Origin of the sequence: Stygiolobus azoricus (genome assembly GCF_009729035.1) — an archaeon.
GTDB lineage: Archaea > Thermoproteota > Thermoprotei_A > Sulfolobales > Sulfolobaceae > Stygiolobus > Stygiolobus azoricus.
Map to the genome: position 1 here is coordinate 487,391 of NZ_CP045483.1, position 16,181 is coordinate 503,571.

The following is a 16,181-nucleotide window of genomic DNA, read 5'->3' on the forward strand; positions in this document are numbered from 1 at the left end:
GATGGCCTTAGTAACTCAACACAAAATTCCGAAATGGAAGATAGAGGAAGTAGAAGAACTAACCCAAAAACTTAAGGAGTACCCTACAATAATAATCGCAGATATACAAGGTTTCCCAGCTGACAAGTTGCACGATATTAGAAAGAAATTGAGAGGGAAAGCTGAGATAAAAGTAACTAGGAATAGTTTGTTCGAACTAGCTCTTAAGAAAGCTGGTATTGACGCGTCTAAATTCGAACCTTATCTCACTGGTTCAAACGCTTATATCTTCACCAAGTCAAACCCGTTCGAACTCCACTTATTCCTCTCCAAGTTTAGACTAAAGAGGTATGCAATGCCTGGTGACAAGGCAGATGAAGAAGTAGTAATACCAGCTGGAGACACTGGAATGCCTGCAGGTCCTATACTGAGCACTTTCGGTAAGCTTAAGGTTAAGACCAAGGTTCAAGACGGTAAAGTCCACGTATTACAAGATACCGTGATAGCAAAGCCTGGTGATCCAATTCCTCCTGATGCTATACCTATACTACAAAAGTTAGGGATAATGCCCGTCTATATAAAACTCAGCATAAAAGTCGCATACGAAGGAGGCATACTAATACCCGGTGAACAACTGGCTATTAACTTAGACGAGTACAAGGATCAAGTAATGAAAGCTCACTTTAACGCCTTCAACTTAGCTGTAGAAATAGCCTATCCAGTGCCAGAAGTACTGAAGGTCACAGCACAGAAAGCTGCAAGAAATGCCATTTCCTTAGCTGCTGAAATAGGCTACATAACTCCTGAAACAGCACAAGCAGTAATATCAAGAGCTATGGCTAAGGCATATGCACTTGCCGGAGCAATCAGTGGTAAAGTAGACTTAGGTATACAAGTACCAGCTTCTGCTCCTGCTCAGGCTGCTGCTCCTGCTGAGAAGAAGGAGGAGAAGAAGGAGGAAGAGGAGAAGAAGGGACCTAGTGAAGAGGAGATTGGTGGCGGTTTAGCCTCACTATTCGGTTAATGAAAATTTTATATATTGCTTTGTCGGTTAAAGAGGATTGATACAGTATGGAATACATCTACGCGAGCCTCTTATTACATTCGGCTAAAAAAGAGATAAATGAAGATAACCTCAAAAACGTACTCTCTGCTGCAGGTATAACCGTAGACGAAGTTAGGTTAAAGGCTGTAGTAGCTGCCCTAAAAGAAGTAAACATTGACGAAGTCCTCAAGAACGCCACTGCAATGCCAGTAGCTGTAGCAGCTGCTCCTGCTCAGGCTGCTGCTCCTGCTGAGAAGAAGGAGGAGAAGAAGGAGGAAGAGGAGAAGAAGGGACCTAGTGAAGAGGAGATTGGTGGCGGTTTAGCCTCACTATTCGGATAAGAAAACTCTTTTTAACACCCCTCCACGCATTTTAATCTATGAAAGTAAGTGAAAGCGAATACAGACTTAATTTCTTTTTATCAAATAATTACGAAAGAAAAATATGTAAGTCTTGTTCAACCCCTTTCTGGGCTAAAGACAAATCCCGTGAAGTTTGTAGTGACGTACCTTGTACGGACTACTACTTCTTTGATTTAGATATAAAGTCCCCTCCCCTCACCGTAAGAGAAGCGAGAAATAAGTTCCTAAAGTTCTTTGAGAGGAAAGGACATACCATAATCCCGCCCAAACCGGTGTTAGCTAGGTGGAGGGAGGACTTATACCTAACTATAGCGAGCATTGTAGATTTTCAGCCTTTCGTCACAAGTGGCGTAGTCCCACCTCCCGCAAACCCCTTAGTTATCTCCCAACCTTGTATAAGGCTTGAAGATGTAGACAACGTAGGTATCACCTTCGGCAGGCACTTGACAACTTTCGAAATGGCAGCTCACCACGCCTTTAACTATCCTGACAAACAAGTATATTGGAAAGAAGAGACTGTATCTCTCGCAAAGGAGTTCTTCACAGAAGAACTGGGGATACCGGAAGAACAGCTCAACTTCAAGGAGTCTTGGTGGGAAGGTGGAGGTAATGCAGGACCATCTTTTGAGGTGACAGTAGGGGGACTAGAGCTGGCAACACTAGTATTCATGCAATATGAAATCAAAGGAGACCAATACGTACCTTTGAAGCTGAAAATCGTGGATACAGGCTACGGAGTAGAGAGAATGGCGTGGTTTACTCAGAAGACTCCCACAGCATTCCATGCGATTTACGGTAACCTTGTTTACAAGTTCTTCGATAAGATTGGGGTGAATAAAGTAGACGACGAATTGTTAAAGACTGCCGCAATTTTAGCAGGTAGGATCGACCCGGATAAACCAGAAACAATAGTAAGGCATAGGGAAGAAGTAGCTAAAAAGATGGGGGTTAAATTCGACTTCGTCAATGAGGAGTTAACAAGGGCTGCAAGGGTGTTCCAAGTACTAGACCACACAAAGACCATAGCTATGATGTTAGCAGATGGTTTAGTCCCATCTAATTCAGGTGAGGGTTATTTAGGTAGGCTCTTAATAAGGCGTGCACTGAGAGTCCTCAAACTACTGGGCAGTGACGTAAAACTTTACGAGTTAATCAAAGAGCAAATAGATTACTGGAAGGAAGACTTTCCACAGATGTTGAAAAACAAGGACTATATACTTGACGTGGTTCAACTCGAGCAGGAGAGGTTTGAAGAGACAATGAGCAAAGCGACTTCAGCAATCTCCTCTTTGGTAAAGAAAAGCAAGGAGATAACGGCTGAGGACTTAGTAAAACTATACGACTCTAACGGTATCCCCCCAGACATTGTGGCAGAAGAAGCCCGCAAGATTAACCCCAACGTAAAGGTAGAAGTCCCCCATAATTTTTACGCTTTAGTCGCTAAAAGACATCAGTCAGCACCTATAAAAGGAGGAAAGAAAGAAAAACTACCCCAAGACCTCATAAAGATCATAGAGGAGAAAGCATTACCACCTACTAACAAACTCTATTACAAAGATCAGTACCAGAGGTCTTTTCAAGGTAAAGTACTCCTATCTTACAAAAATTACCTAGTCTTAGACCAGACCGCCTTTTATCCAGAGGGAGGAGGACAAATAGGTGATACCGGAGTAATCAAGGTTGGCGATACTGAATATAGGGTAGTCGACACGCAGAAAATCAAGGATTACGTAATCCACATACTGGATAGAGAGGCGAAAATACCGGAAGGTACTATCGTTTACGGCGAGATAGACTGGCAGAGGAGGTATAGGATAATGAAGCATCACACAGGCACCCACGTGATCTTGGCCGCAGCAAGAAAAGTTTTGGGCGAACACGTATGGCAAGCCGGTGCGGAAAAAACCCCGCAGAAAGCGAGGCTCGACATTACTCATTATAAAATGCCTACAGAAGAGGAGATAAAGAAAATCGAAGACCTCGCCAATTACGTGATTAACGACCGCAGACCGGTTAGACCGTTCAACATCAATAGGATAGAGGCTGAGATGAAGTACGGAGTGTCAATATATGCTGGAGGTGTCCCTGAAGGGGCTGAGGTGAGGCTAATCGAGATAAAAGACTGGGACATTGAAGGTTGTGGAGGTACCCACTTAAGCAACACCAGCGAGATCGGTGCTTTAAAAATCATTAACGTAGAGAAACTACAAGACGGTATAATAAGACTTGAGTATGTAGCTGGGGATGTAGTATCACAATACGCAAGGGCGCAGGAGGAGAAGATCAAAGAAGTGTCAAAGAGCCTTAACACGTCCCCCTCCCAATTAGAGGCTAGGGTCAAGAGATTGTTAGAGGAAGAGGAGAAGAAAGAACAATTACTTTCCAGCTACAGAAGGATGGTACTTAGCGAGATAGAGAGGATAGCCAGAAACGACGTCGTAAGTGACGTCACTCTATACGTAATTAAGGACATCTATGATGACGAGCTCATCAAAGAGGCTATGAGAAAGTTGACTTCATCACCTAAAAAGGTAGTACTGTCAATCACAGTGAGGGAAGCGAATAGAGTCGTGGAAATAGGAGTCAGTAAAGACCTCAAGGTGGATAAGATAATAGAGAAGTTGAGGAGTTTAGGAGGTAAGGGAGGAGGTAAAGGGACTTACGGTAACGTGACTATTAACGCCTCAGAGGAGAACGTAATAAATGCTGTTAAGTCAGCAATTGCTGAGGGCTTATGAGGACTACAAATATCTTATAAATAGGGGTTATAATAGGAAGCCCGCACTGGACTTAGTGTCAGCTAGATACAACCTCAAATCGAAGGAAAGGCTACTCCTCTACCGCTGTACCCATAGTGACGAGGAAATAAAGGCTGTTAAAGAGAAGAAGGTAAAAGACGCGGAAGAAGTAATTGTAGACGGATATAATATAGGGCTCACGTTACTTTCCGTGATCCATGATGATGAAGTCTTTATATGTGACGACGGCTTTATTAGAGATCTTGGACTGGGAAAGAGGAAGGAAAAGGAAGAAGTTTTTGATTCCTTACTATACGTTTCAGAGTTTTTATCGTTGAAGGGTGTGAGGTTCCAGTTGATTTTAGACGCCCAGATAAGTAAGAGTGGTGAAATAGCTGGGAAATTGAGAGCCCGAGGGATCCCTGCTGTTACAGTGAAGAAAGCTGATATAGAAGTAATTGTTAGCGGTAAGGTGGTAGTATCTAACGACTTCGTGGTGGTCATGAGGGCGGGTAAGGTTTACGACTTGTTGAGCGAGTTAGTGAGCTATAGTGGGATCAATGTGGTTCCTTTTCCTCCTAATCCGAAAAACCTTTAAGTGGAATAAGTGATTATAAGATTGGACCCGTAGCTCAGCCAGGATAGAGCGCCGGCCTCCTAACGGGGCCGGAAGACAGCCGGTGGTCGTGGGTTCGAATCCCACCGGGTCCGCTATACCCTCTTGTAGGTTAAGTCACGATTCACTCTGTAATTCTTCTAGATGATATGTGAACTATTACACTCTCACTTAGAAATTAGTACAAACATAATCAAATAAATGTGTGAGGCTTTACCTCAACTCTTCTCTGAGTCAATAATTCCTTAACAAGATAGTTGTTTCCACCTAGTCTGTTTATTAACTCCATGGAAAGCAACTTGATCTTTCTCTTTCTCACATTTTCCATTTCCTCGAGTAAGTGTTTAAACTCTGTCACATAAGTCGGACTTACAACCTCTAATATACTCTTCTCCTCTCTTAACTCTTTGATCTCCTTTTCTAATTCAGCAGCTATTTTCATTACCTCTTCGTCGTCTTTATCTCTAACTATTTCAAGTAACTTAGAAGCAGCGTCAATTATTCTGTCTTGGTCGATATAATGAATAATTTGTAAGAGTTGGTCAAACACAATTATATTTCGGATTTGTAAATTAAAAGCATTTCCAATGCTTTTAAACCACGTAAAGTGAGTGGGGAGTATCCCCCACAAAGGTAGCCGGGCCCGGATTCGAACCGGGGTCCCAGGGGCCAGAGCCCTGGATCCTTGGCCGCTAGACTACCCGGCTAAGATTTATCTTTAAAAAATAATCTAAAAAACTTTCCGTCTAGTGCTCAGTGTGATTAGCATAAAAAACCATTCCAGTTAAGTTACATGGTTAGATTAGAAAACTGTGTAACCAGTGTAATGAACAGCCACTTGTATGGTAGTACTGTCACTCAGGCTAATTCTTACCTAATAAATGGTTCCAGGTTGAGGAGTGAAACTGGAGTTGGGCGGAAAGATCAGTGTAACTGTGGTAAGTCCAGCAGATAAGGAAATGGGGGAAATGTTACTTGCTGATTCTGTGGTTCCTACTATCGTTGCAGACACTATTTGTACATTACCAGTAGAGTGTAAAGTAACATTAGCTGCGTAATAGAGTATTGTGCCGTTACTAGCAGTAACTGCACTCAATGTTGCTGTTCCTACTTGTGTTACTGTGGGTGTATTGCCTACTGTGCCTAATAAACTGAAAGTGAAACCTACAACTACTAAAGCAATTATTACACTAGCAATTACTAGGACTATTGCAGTTACAGCACCACTTAAACCCTTCTTACTCCTCATAATACTAGATTCCTTAAATAACTCACTTACGATTATCGTTTTCACTAAAAAATAAAAGGTACAATGTCTATATAAAATTAACTCAAGTAATATCATAGATTCAACTAAAATTGTCAAAGTTAATCATATGGATATAATAAGTACTAAGAAAAAGGAGTTGTAACATTTAAACAAATAGAAGGTTTGTAATTGACTATAAAAGTAGGATTATTCTATCGTCTTATAATACTAATGTGGCAGATTTTGGGAATAAGGTTTTTAAATTAGGTATATAATTCTGATCTTAGCCGGGTAGTCTAGCGGCCAAGGATCCAGGGCTTTGGCCCCTGGGACCCCGGTTCGAATCCGGGCCCGGCTACCTTTGTTAAAATACTCCTAACACCCCCAATGCTAATTCGATTATCTTCTCTAAAGGTCGATATAATGATGTCTCTGCTACCCTTCGCTATAACAATCTTAGCTACCCTTCTAACATCGTTAACTACCTCAGCAATAACGGCAAGTCAGATAGGGCAAACTCCATAGTATGCAGATACAAAACCCGTTAATAGCCGGAGTATGGGTATTCAGACGAATGGTTCAGCTTTACCCACTGTTGGAATCCAATAATAGGTGAGGAAGAAATACATATACGTGGCTAACGCGTCATATGGCGTATACGCGGGACAGACCATAACATAGTCTTTGTAGGTGTTGGATTAAGTCCTAAGGCTATAGGATATTATGGTGATCAACTAGGGGACAAGGCACTGCAAGTAATGTGTTAGAGCCGGTTATCTCATTGAAGTTTCAAACCCAAACTACCCACCACAGTTTGGCCTTTACTATAATAACGAGATCATAAATAACAAATCTTCGCCCTATATATCGCCCTTACCATAAGGCTATCCATATACTAACTTGTTCATATATTTACAGAATTTCGGCAATGGTACCGCTGAAATAATATGGATTGTATATTATGTTGATGGAGCGTTGGTATATACTTAATATATACCTTGGGAATATCCGGTACCCTTTGGTGCCCCTGGTCCCTATACTTATTCCTCCTATAGTCGTGTTGGCGTTGTTAAAGAGATAACATTATACAATAGCTTTAAAGCTAGTTCCCGACGCGGGATTACCGGGACCTATGTATACGTTATTATTAGATTCATATGTGAACTGGAAGGAGTGAACTAACCCACCATTAACTGTCGGTATAGTATACATAAGAAAAGTACCATAACCAAGGTATAACGCTATCTTTTTACAATCCGACCACCGTAACACTATATAATACATGGATTGAATCTAGAAGTCCCATGACACACCTATCGTTAAGCCTGGTAGGTGGTTGAGGTCTAAGTCCCTACACTTGATCATGAACATAAAATGAGTGAAATGAAAGTGTAGGGACTAACGGTAGCTTCTCCATTTAAGCCTTAAAGTACAGCTGTCCCTTCCTCTACTAAGGGAATCCCAAACTCTTTCCCTAAAAATAATGTCGTTCATAACGTGTGACACTTTATAATTACCCCGGTAATTGATGCGTGAAATCCTGAGTTATTAAACGCGCCTATGTTAGCGGGGACAGTACTCTCAGTTATGAAAAGTTGTGACCTCAAGTCTGGGCTCTACTTCTTTAATTACCTCGATGTCTTTATCATTAGAAACTACTATCATATTTCTCTGGACAGCGATAGATGCTATCATTAGATCTACAATTCCGACTGGTTTTCCTAACTCCCTAAGTTTTACCATCATTTTTAATGCTAAAGCATAATCATCCTTTGTAGGGTATAAAATTACGAGTTTACTCGCGTATTTCAGTATTGGAGGAAATTCAATTACGTTAAATATTGACGTTATTATGTAATCTAACTCCTTTATCTTTGAGGTCTTAAAGAGGTCTATTAGTACGTTCGTGTCATAGATTTTCTCCTTAATTCCTCCTGAAATTTACGTTCACCTTGCGGTGGTTCTGCCAATATTTCTTCAACCCTTATCCCAAGCCTTTCCAACTCCCGAATTAAATCCTCACCATTTCTCACGTTCTCAAGCTCGTTAATTTTCTTTTCAATAGCTTGCCTAATCACCTCGCTCCAATTTATCTCCTTATGTGCCTTCATCTTCTCATACAACTCATCTGGCACCTTTACAGTTATCACTTGCATAAGATATACTTGTATATACGAGTATATAAAATGTCATTCAAAAGAGTCAACAAGGGAACGACATGACGGGAGCTAGTAAAAGTTTAATTGACCTTCAAATGGGCACAATAATGTATGTTTAGATACGTTAGAAGAGGACGACCTAGTTTCTAAAGGTGTCGTAAAATTCCTTTTGTACCAATAATGGTTGAGAAATTACGTTTTCTAAAGCTTTTTGCCGTTCTCAAGAACAATCATGTCATTAAGTTCTGAGATCGTAATAGTAAGAGTCATAAAACCTGATCATGTTTAATTAAAAATACAAAATGCTCTAAGGAGAGGTTAAAAAACTTGTTATTAATTAAAAAAATTAAAAAATACCTTACTTAGAGTAATATTTATCCAGTATAGGTTGCTGCTACTTGTACCGTAGTAGCGTCGCCGAGACCAATACTTATCTGATAAACACTACCTGGCTTTGGAGTAAAACTTGTCGTTATATAGCTGTACTTAGTGTTCCTGTTTCTATATTAAAGCAATTATGACAATAGCCCTAATAATAGCTGTACTAAATCATTTAATATAGTTTCTAGTAGACTAGTTAGATCTGAGAGTAGCACAGTCAAACCACCTTCACTTTAATATATAGGTAAATAGTCATATAAAATTTTTGTTAAGTTCTTAAAGTTGCATCATCTATTTATCTGATAATAATTTAATAGTACTCTGATAATAATTTAACAATTTTAACACAAGCTCAGAATTCAATCAAAATTTATTAATAAAAATCTATATATAGAGTATTGACATTTTAAAGATCTAATCATTGAACATTATCACCGGAATGCTACGTTTCTCCCTACTCCCGTAAGACGACATATACCTTATTAGTTTCTACTAGCATTATAATGTCGTGGAGAAGTCGCTTTTTGACATCTTTATAGAGAATTACACTTACGGTAAAAATTATCTGATTACAGCCCCTACCGGCACGGGGAAAACACATATAGCTAAGCACTTGTTGACCAACACTCAAGAGATAGTAGTCTACATATCACCGTTAAAAGCTCTCTCACGCGAAGTCTACAGAGCGGTGAAAGAGAAAAGGAAGGCTAAGTACGTAGATTCAGACGTATACGAAGACGACTTATCTAAAGTAGACGCGGAAGTACTCCTCACCACTTACGAAAAGTTCGACTCTACGGTTAGGCACAACTACCGCTGGTTAAGGAGAGTTAGTACAGTGATAATAGACGAGGTACACAACGTAGAAAGTGATAGGGGATTAGCTATAGAAAATGTAGTATTATGGGCTAAGGCAAACAATGTACCAATTATCGCGTTGAGTGCGACAGTCCCAGATGTAGAAAAGTACAGAGAGTGGTTATCTGCAGTGTTAGTAAAATACGAAAAGCGAAATGTACCCTTACACGAGTGTATAGTATACCCTTACGTCATGAGGTGCTATGATGATAATAGGGTCTTCTCTATAGCTAGGAGGGGGCTAAAGAACGTTAAGTTAGACCTCCTCCTTGGCGTGTTGGACTGGGTACTCTCCATAGGCAAGAACGCGTTGGTCTTTGTAAAGAGTAGAGCTTCAGCAGAACACTTAGCCGACACGCTAGTTAAGTTTAATATACCAGCACAGCCCTACCACTCCGGTCTGCCTTACGAGACGAGGGAGAAGATAATTAACGATTTCACGGGAAACAAGGTCAAGGTATTAGTCTCCACTACAGCCTTAGGTCAGGGTGTTAACTTACCCGTATACACTACTATATTCTACGACTTGTCCCTGCCTGAAAGTGATGAGAGAGGTGAGTTCAAGGGTTGGAGGGACTTAGACCCCTCAGAGTTCAAACAGATCGCGGGAAGGGCTGGTAGGAGGGGGTTCGACAACGAAGGTTATGCGATAGTGATAGCGGAAACAGCTAGGGAGATGGAAAGGATAAGGAAAAAGTACTTTACACGAGGTGAGGACGGAAGTACTACAAACGGGAATACACTCTCTACCCCTTACACTCTTGAAAACCTCACGTTAGGTGTAGTCTCGTGGGCTGAAGGGTTTGTTAGAGAGGAGATAGATAAGGTGATCAAAGGTAGTTTGAGATTCCACTACAGCAATGTAGACCCGGCGTTATCTACACTAGAAAAGGAGAATTTAGTCAGGGAAGAAGCAGGTAGTATTTACCTGACGGAGCTAGGTAGAGCTGTTGCTCTGAGTTACATAGACGTGACTAGTCTTAAGGGCTTTCCCGTGAACGTAGACGACTTTGACGCGTTATCCGTAGTTTCGTCTTCTCCCGAAGTATTACAAGCTTTGAGGGGGTGTAATGAAGGTAAAGAACTTCTCAGGAGATGGATTAACGGTGAGGACATCTTAGACGTGTGTAAGAAGCTGACAGCTAAGGACATTGAGGAAGTATTGTCTAATTCCAGATGGATAGCATTTGCACTTTACAGGGTGCTAAAAGCGTTAAAGCACAAGAAGAGTCAAGAGGCGTGGAACTTCTACGTCAGTTTGAAATACGGTGTACCAATAAGTGGTGTTGAACTGGCTGCAAGGAAGTTGCATAGGGGTGTGGTCATGAAACTTCTTTTCATGGGAGTGCAAAAGCCCGAGGAGTTATGTGTGGTGTCAAAGTTGCATGAAATCGAGAAAGTATTGGTCTCAATGGGTGTAGGGGAATTAGAGTTCTGTAACCCTTACTTAGTGAGGTTAGCGGACTTCGTGAAAGAAAACTATGGAAAGGAGGTAGAGGACGTCACTGCTGCCATAAGGGCTTTAATTAACATAGGTGTAATAAAGAGGGAGGAGGGCAAACTCAAGTGGAAGGAGTATAAAGTGATGAGCTCGGGAAATAAATGATCGGTGATTAGGGTCTTGAGTGCTGAGACTTTCGTTACAATATTGTGTCGAGACTTTGTACCTAGGGAATAAATAGTAAGTTAAACGTATGTTATTACAACACTAAGTGATTGTGAGTTTGAGATCGTTGGACTCTTACCCTAGATCAGAAAAGGTAACTTTAAAAAAGACTAAGGAAAAGCCCATGTTAGAATAATGAAGCTAGAAATGTAAAAGTTTCTATTGTTACCTCAGTTAACATAAACAAGTTCCTGAGCTCATAAGATAGTTATAATGAAGAAAGATAAAAAAACAATTAAGAGGAAAAACACAAAATAATATAGTTGGTATGTTTTACTTGAGACTTTATACTCGACGCTTATCTGAGCATTGAATCTTCTAGACTGTATATTGTAAAAGTCTTTTTATAACGTCGAAAATAAGTGAAATTTATAATGTTTTTATAATACGTCCTAAAGTTTTGGCTTCTTAATCTAAAAATATAAATGCCTAAACTAATTTACTTCTTCTCATTTCTTATGTCGAACAAGACCTAACCTTAATTGTTGTTCCTTTCATAAAATTAAAAGCTCGAAAGTAGCTAAATAGCTTCAAGTTGGTATTTTCTTTTTGGTAGATTCTATGTTAAAAATATAATTTGCATGAGTTAATTTGGTTGAATTCTGAACTGTCACGTTAAAGTTATTAAAATTATTATACAAGATGGATAGATGATACGACCTAAAAAATAAGTGAAAACTTTATATAGATATTTACCCATTATATTTTTGAACTAAAATGATGTCCCTAAAGCTAAAGGCTAAGAGGAGCAAGAAGGGTATAAGTGGTGCTGTAACTGCGTTAATCTTAGTAATTGCTAGTGTTATAATTGCTTTAGTAGTTGTAGGATTTGCCTTTGGGCTATTCGGCGCAATAGGTGGTACACCAACAGTAACACAAGTAGGAACAGGAGCACTATATAACAGTACCAGCCAAAAGGGCTACTACGAAGCTATTATTACTTTACACTCTACTGGTAATGTACAAATAGTTTCTGCAACGATAGTAGGGACTAGTATACAAGTAGGTACTAGTGACATCACCGGTGCTGCATTGTCCGCTGGTGCTAATACAGTTACAATATACTTCCCAACAGCAGCAGGTTTTACTCCGCAGCCAGGTAGTGTTTACCAGATAAGTCTTGGTCTAAGTGACGGTACTACAGTACAGGTAGCAGTAACCTATACTGGAACAACATAGCGGGGTGTAAGTTTATTTTAAAGCAATTTTTCTTTTTTCTCCTCCTAATTCTTCTATTCTTTTCCTTAAGCTTACATTCCAAATCATCTACATTTAATTTCTCCTCAGGTAGTTTTCTACTATATAACGAAACTGTAATAGGTTATTTTCCCAATGGTTCGCATTATATCCTTTATGAGTTCTATTTCCAAAATATAACGTCAATAAATGAGAACGGTACAATGGAGGTCGAAACCATAGTTTATAACAAAAATTCAACCAGTTATTTACCACCTGCTTATAGTCTAGACTACGCATCACACCCAACCGTATTTATGTTTGTTAATCCTAATGACTTAGGAAAACCGGAGGTAAGGGATGGTTTAGTTTATAATGGGACTGTAAACGGTTTATATGAATACTATCAACTTAATGAGATAAATGACGTTAAGATACTCTACACTATATGGGTGGAACCGAACGGTATAATAAAAGAGTTTCAGACTATTCAAATTGGTGCTAACGGAGCTATAGTAGGTAATGCTACAGCAGTGCTCTGGTTAACGAATATAGGTAACTCTTCAGTGAAGTTTCCATCTTTTCTCTCCACGTATACGGAGGCAAGTGTTATGACTGTGAGTAACTTCAACCTCTTGACCCTGGCTCAGACCGAAGCTTCGAAAGTTATGAAATATATAATTTTTACCTCAATACTTCTCATAGTAATTATACTTTTGTTTAGAAAATAAATTAGAGAACCCCAGCTGATAAAATTCGTTCAGAAAGTCTTATTTTCTTGTTTAACTTTCTAAAAATAATATGTTAATTCTGATCCACCTAGTAGTTGCTGCAGCGTTTTTGTTCTCTAACTCTTCCCACCCGTTCCTAGAGTACATGATGATTTCCCATTTTTACACTACAAACCAAACACTCGTTGGCTTAGTCATAGAAAATGTGACTAAGGTCTATCCGAATGGTTCTGTAGAGTTTGAGTATTATTTGATAGACCTAAATAACTCGGAGTATATAGGTCCTATAATTGAGGTCAACAATTTATCTAATCCTACATTACTTTACGTGTTTACTGACGTGGGAAGCAAGGTAGTCTATAGGGGAGGGCCGTTTAACCTAGTAGGCGTGGAGGACGGTGTGTATATCTACGAGAATATACAGAACCTAGATGGAGTTGAGGTCATCACTTATTATTACGTAAACTCCTCCGGCGTCCCCTCCAAGATCGTTTTTCTACAATATGGGGTTAACGGTGAGTTGGTTGGTAATACCACTTATGTACTCTATTCTTCAAATCTGCTAAATCCTAATGCGAAACTGTATTTCCCGAGCGGTTTGACTAGGGTTCAAGGAGAGGTAAACGTTCAATTCAGTAACACTATTGAGTATCCTCTAATAGAAAACGTCTTTACGTCAGCATTAATTCTCTTTGTTGTTATACTAGTCTCTCTTAAAGTACTCAAAAAGTACGGTAATAAAAACGGCTAGGTTTACTAAGATGAATGGGAGTAAATTAGGATTTGTGGGAGTCTCCACCTCCCCTATTACTATGTTGTAATTCACGCTCGGAATCACATTCCCTGTGACCGGGTAGTAAACGACTGTGACGTTTTTAGGGTCTAAGTGTATATCTGAACTCAGGAGTTGCATAGGTATCGCCTCCATTCCTACAATATAGACCGGAAGGTCGTCTACGTGGCTTAAAATAATTTCCTCGTGTACGAACATCTTCATACCTACTTCAACTATCCGCAATTCCCCGTTGGTATTAAACGCTACGGAGTACGAGCCATTACTGACTTTAATTATCCCTCCTCCAGGGTGCTGAACATATGACAAGATTATGTAATAATACCCTTCACCCCAAGGGACTTTTACGCTCTCTGACGCGGGGTTGAAAACTTGAATTAACGGTGCACCGGGGAAGGTAGAAAGGATCTGGTTCGCTGTCGATGTAGGAATAATAGTGCATGAGAAGTTGGTTGGATATGGTAACCTCTGTGCCGGTATGCTGAGACTGTAGTTTTGGTATATGTCGTAAAGGAGATAAGTGCTATTCCCGCCTATTACACCCGCGAGGTACTGTTCTGGGACGTGTACATAAGGTGGGACTACGGCTACTCCTTTCGGTAATAAGGTGAGGTTCTGTGGGTAAGTAGCTAGGATATAAACTCCTTTCGAGGTGAAGGAGGTCTTGAAATCTAAGTCCTCAAAGACGTAAATTCCGTCTACGCAATATGTCTGGTTAAACCCTCCTACAGACTTTAAAAAGGACACAACATCTGGTTCGTTAGTAACTACATACTGAACACCGTAAAAGGCTAGGATTGTGCTTATATTCGTTGAGTTGTAGAACGGGAGAAGGGTAACGTTAGGAAGACCTACAAACCCTTCAGCTGAGTATTCTCTACCGTCGTATTGTATGGGTTGTACGTAAATAACTACTTTCCCTATGTCGTGGTGATCCAGATAGTAAGCTACGTCGTAGAGTGGTTTAGGTATAGGTGTAGGCATATAATTACCTGAGTAATCTCCACCTGCAAGCGAGGTGTAGGAAGACGTTAATTGTGCTGTAACTAAGAAAACCGCGAGGAGAAGGAAAACTACGTACTTTTCCTTGAACCTATTGCTCACGTCAGCGAGAAAAACGCCTAACAAAACTCCGAACATGAGGAAGAGACTCGGTGGGATTACTTCTTCTACATAAGTGGGGAGGATAAGCCACATGTACGGGAAGAAAGGTGACTCTTTCAGGACGTCGTTTAGATAGTAAATAAGGTTTAGGGTGAATACGTGGTTGAATAGTGTAATAGTAGAGGACTCCATGATCACTGTGATGATGTACACTGCGAAAACAAACGGCAAGTTTGTCACTTTCCTGACTTTCTCGAAATATAGTATGAAGGCTAAGATCACGAACGCGGGAAGTAGGAGTGAGAGTGTATAAATGAAGGCGTTGGAGTAAAAATCTAATAACGGTCTAAACAGTCCTACCCCTCTTATCTCGTCTAAAAACGGGTAATTTTGATAGTTCAACCATAATTGTTGGATCTCGATTGAAGTTCCTAAACCGTTGTAAACTTTTCCTTGTATTAGGAGGGACGCGAAAGTTCTTATGTTTAAGCCTATGTATATGGGGATCGCTGTAGCAAATGTCTTCAGGAATTCCTTATCCTTTACGTTATATAATGTGAATGCTAATACTGTGAGTATAGTATATAGGAACCCTCTGGGGTCGGTAGTAGTTAAAGTAGACATAAGGGCTAGTATGATAGCCCCTTTTAACCCCGGTCTTCCCTTAACGTAGTCTAGGGTTGCTAGGAGCGAGGGATAAAGGGCTACGAACGTTGCGTAGTTAGTCCAGTAAGTGAAGTACATGAAGGGGGGAGAGGTTGTAAAGAGGAAGGCTGTAATCACTGGGACTCCGTATAAGATTATTCTTTCTCTTCTCGTTTGCACTTTTATGAGCTTCTTTAAGAAGTATTTTGATGAAAAGTACATGGATATAAAGCCTAAGAATATGGGATAGGCGTAATAAAGCTTGTCTACTACCTCACTTGGGAGGAAATAGGAAGAGAGATAAACTGGTAGGTCAGGAGTGTCCATGACGAATAGTATGTTAATGACCCCGTTAGAGACAGGTTCAGGTGGGCTCATGAATATTGGAGGGTATGTGTCCCTTACGTAGATTAACCCCGGCGTAATTATAGTCCTCCAGAGGAGTATAAACACGTTAAAAAGAGAGAGGAGTATAACGGCCATTACCTCAAAGGTTCTCCTTCTGTCCACATTCACAGATGATTATTAAAGACTATTCTATTTAAAATTAATAGAAGCATACTTTTTCTGAGATTGACGGTAGATAGAGTTCGGGTGGAGGGAATCTTTGGCCGGGTATTGTCGGCTCGTGATATGACTCTCTTCTCACCTCAGTAGGATGCATGATTCTTCATGCTAA

13 protein-coding genes and 3 tRNA genes are annotated in these 16,181 nt (G+C 40.2%); 10 read left to right on the top strand and 6 right to left on the bottom strand.

The window, feature by feature from the left end:
* Position 1 precedes the first annotated feature (1 nt).
* The 5 genes from D1868_RS03000 (at position 2) to D1868_RS03020 (ending at position 4,835) form a co-directional block, all read left to right on the top strand.
* On the top strand, positions 2 to 1,003 hold the full coding sequence (locus D1868_RS03000) for a 50S ribosomal protein L10 (RefSeq protein WP_420824480.1): 1,002 nt from the start codon (positions 2 to 4) through the stop codon (positions 1,001 to 1,003).
* A 47-nt stretch (positions 1,004 to 1,050) separates the two neighbouring features.
* Complete coding sequence (rpl12p, locus tag D1868_RS03005) at positions 1,051 to 1,365, top strand: 50S ribosomal protein P1 (protein WP_156005426.1); 315 nt, start codon at positions 1,051 to 1,053, stop codon at positions 1,363 to 1,365.
* 38 nt (positions 1,366 to 1,403) lie between these two features.
* A complete protein-coding gene (gene alaS / locus D1868_RS03010) occupies positions 1,404 to 4,124 on the top strand; it encodes an alanine--tRNA ligase (protein WP_156005428.1) in 2,721 nt (906 codons plus the stop codon).
* Positions 4,090 to 4,722 carry a DUF434 domain-containing protein gene (locus D1868_RS03015; protein WP_156005430.1) on the top strand — a complete coding sequence of 211 codons (633 nt, stop codon included), beginning with the start codon at positions 4,090 to 4,092 and terminating at the stop codon, positions 4,720 to 4,722. The genes alaS and D1868_RS03015 overlap by 35 nt, the downstream gene beginning before the upstream one ends.
* 23 nt (positions 4,723 to 4,745) lie before the next feature.
* A tRNA-Arg gene (locus D1868_RS03020) sits at positions 4,746 to 4,835 on the top strand.
* Positions 4,836 to 4,933: 98 nt separating this feature from the next.
* On the opposite strand, the gene D1868_RS03025 is transcribed toward D1868_RS03020, so the two are convergent.
* From D1868_RS03025 to D1868_RS03035, 3 genes are all read right to left on the bottom strand, one after another.
* On the bottom strand, positions 4,934 to 5,290 hold the full coding sequence (locus D1868_RS03025; RefSeq protein WP_156005432.1) for a hypothetical protein: 357 nt from the start codon (positions 5,288 to 5,290) through the stop codon (positions 4,934 to 4,936).
* An 84-nt stretch (positions 5,291 to 5,374) separates the two neighbouring features.
* Positions 5,375 to 5,447, bottom strand: a tRNA-Gln gene (locus D1868_RS03030).
* Positions 5,448 to 5,614: 167 nt separating this feature from the next.
* Entirely contained in the window at positions 5,615 to 6,034 is a 420-nt protein-coding gene (locus D1868_RS03035) for a DUF973 family protein (protein ID WP_231112438.1), read from the bottom strand.
* Positions 6,035 to 6,274: 240 nt separating this feature from the next.
* Between D1868_RS03035 and D1868_RS03040 the strand changes: the two genes are divergently transcribed.
* Positions 6,275 to 6,347 (top strand) — tRNA-Gln (locus D1868_RS03040).
* Between the two features lie 1,223 nt (positions 6,348 to 7,570).
* Here the strand turns inward: D1868_RS03040 and D1868_RS03045 are convergent.
* Positions 7,571 to 7,930 carry a type II toxin-antitoxin system VapC family toxin gene (locus D1868_RS03045; RefSeq protein WP_338055771.1) on the bottom strand — a complete coding sequence of 120 codons (360 nt, stop codon included), beginning with the start codon at positions 7,928 to 7,930 and terminating at the stop codon, positions 7,571 to 7,573.
* Entirely contained in the window at positions 7,885 to 8,145 is a 261-nt protein-coding gene (locus D1868_RS03050; protein WP_156005436.1) for a ribbon-helix-helix domain-containing protein, read from the bottom strand. Before D1868_RS03050 ends, D1868_RS03045 begins: the two co-directional genes overlap by 46 nt.
* A gap of 892 nt (positions 8,146 to 9,037) precedes the next feature.
* Here D1868_RS03050 and D1868_RS03055 point away from each other — a divergent pair.
* The 4 genes from D1868_RS03055 (at position 9,038) to D1868_RS03070 (ending at position 13,711) form a co-directional block, all read left to right on the top strand.
* On the top strand, positions 9,038 to 10,993 hold the full coding sequence (locus D1868_RS03055) for a DEAD/DEAH box helicase (protein WP_231112440.1): 1,956 nt from the start codon (positions 9,038 to 9,040) through the stop codon (positions 10,991 to 10,993).
* 780 nt (positions 10,994 to 11,773) lie between these two features.
* Positions 11,774 to 12,232: a DUF973 family protein gene (locus tag D1868_RS03060; protein ID WP_156007937.1), complete on the top strand. Its 459-nt coding sequence runs from the start codon at positions 11,774 to 11,776 to the stop codon at positions 12,230 to 12,232.
* A 221-nt stretch (positions 12,233 to 12,453) separates the two neighbouring features.
* A complete protein-coding gene (locus D1868_RS03065; protein WP_156005438.1) occupies positions 12,454 to 12,960 on the top strand; it encodes a hypothetical protein in 507 nt (168 codons plus the stop codon).
* Positions 12,961 to 13,030: 70 nt separating this feature from the next.
* Positions 13,031 to 13,711, top strand: coding sequence for a hypothetical protein (locus tag D1868_RS03070; protein WP_156005440.1), 681 nt, complete (start codon positions 13,031 to 13,033; stop codon positions 13,709 to 13,711).
* Here the strand turns inward: D1868_RS03070 and D1868_RS03075 are convergent.
* Positions 13,664 to 16,018: a hypothetical protein gene (locus tag D1868_RS03075; protein ID WP_156005442.1), complete on the bottom strand. Its 2,355-nt coding sequence runs from the start codon at positions 16,016 to 16,018 to the stop codon at positions 13,664 to 13,666. The two genes, D1868_RS03070 and D1868_RS03075, sit on opposite strands and share 48 nt — an antisense overlap.
* Positions 16,019 to 16,181 lie beyond the last annotated feature (163 nt).

Coding starts and splice junctions, on each gene's coding strand:
- D1868_RS03015 (WP_156005430.1), top strand. CDS start 4,090: ATGCTGTTAAGTCAGCAATTGCTGAGGGCTTATGAGGACTACAAATAT.
- D1868_RS03065 (WP_156005438.1), top strand. CDS start 12,454: ATGGAGGTCGAAACCATAGTTTATAACAAAAATTCAACCAGTTATTTA.
- rpl12p (WP_156005426.1), top strand. CDS start 1,051: ATGGAATACATCTACGCGAGCCTCTTATTACATTCGGCTAAAAAAGAG.
- D1868_RS03050 (WP_156005436.1), bottom strand. CDS start 8,145: ATGCAAGTGATAACTGTAAAGGTGCCAGATGAGTTGTATGAGAAGATG.
- D1868_RS03000 (WP_420824480.1), top strand. CDS start 2: ATGGCCTTAGTAACTCAACACAAAATTCCGAAATGGAAGATAGAGGAA.
- D1868_RS03060 (WP_156007937.1), top strand. CDS start 11,774: ATGTCCCTAAAGCTAAAGGCTAAGAGGAGCAAGAAGGGTATAAGTGGT.
- alaS (WP_156005428.1), top strand. CDS start 1,404: ATGAAAGTAAGTGAAAGCGAATACAGACTTAATTTCTTTTTATCAAAT.
- D1868_RS03070 (WP_156005440.1), top strand. CDS start 13,031: ATGTTAATTCTGATCCACCTAGTAGTTGCTGCAGCGTTTTTGTTCTCT.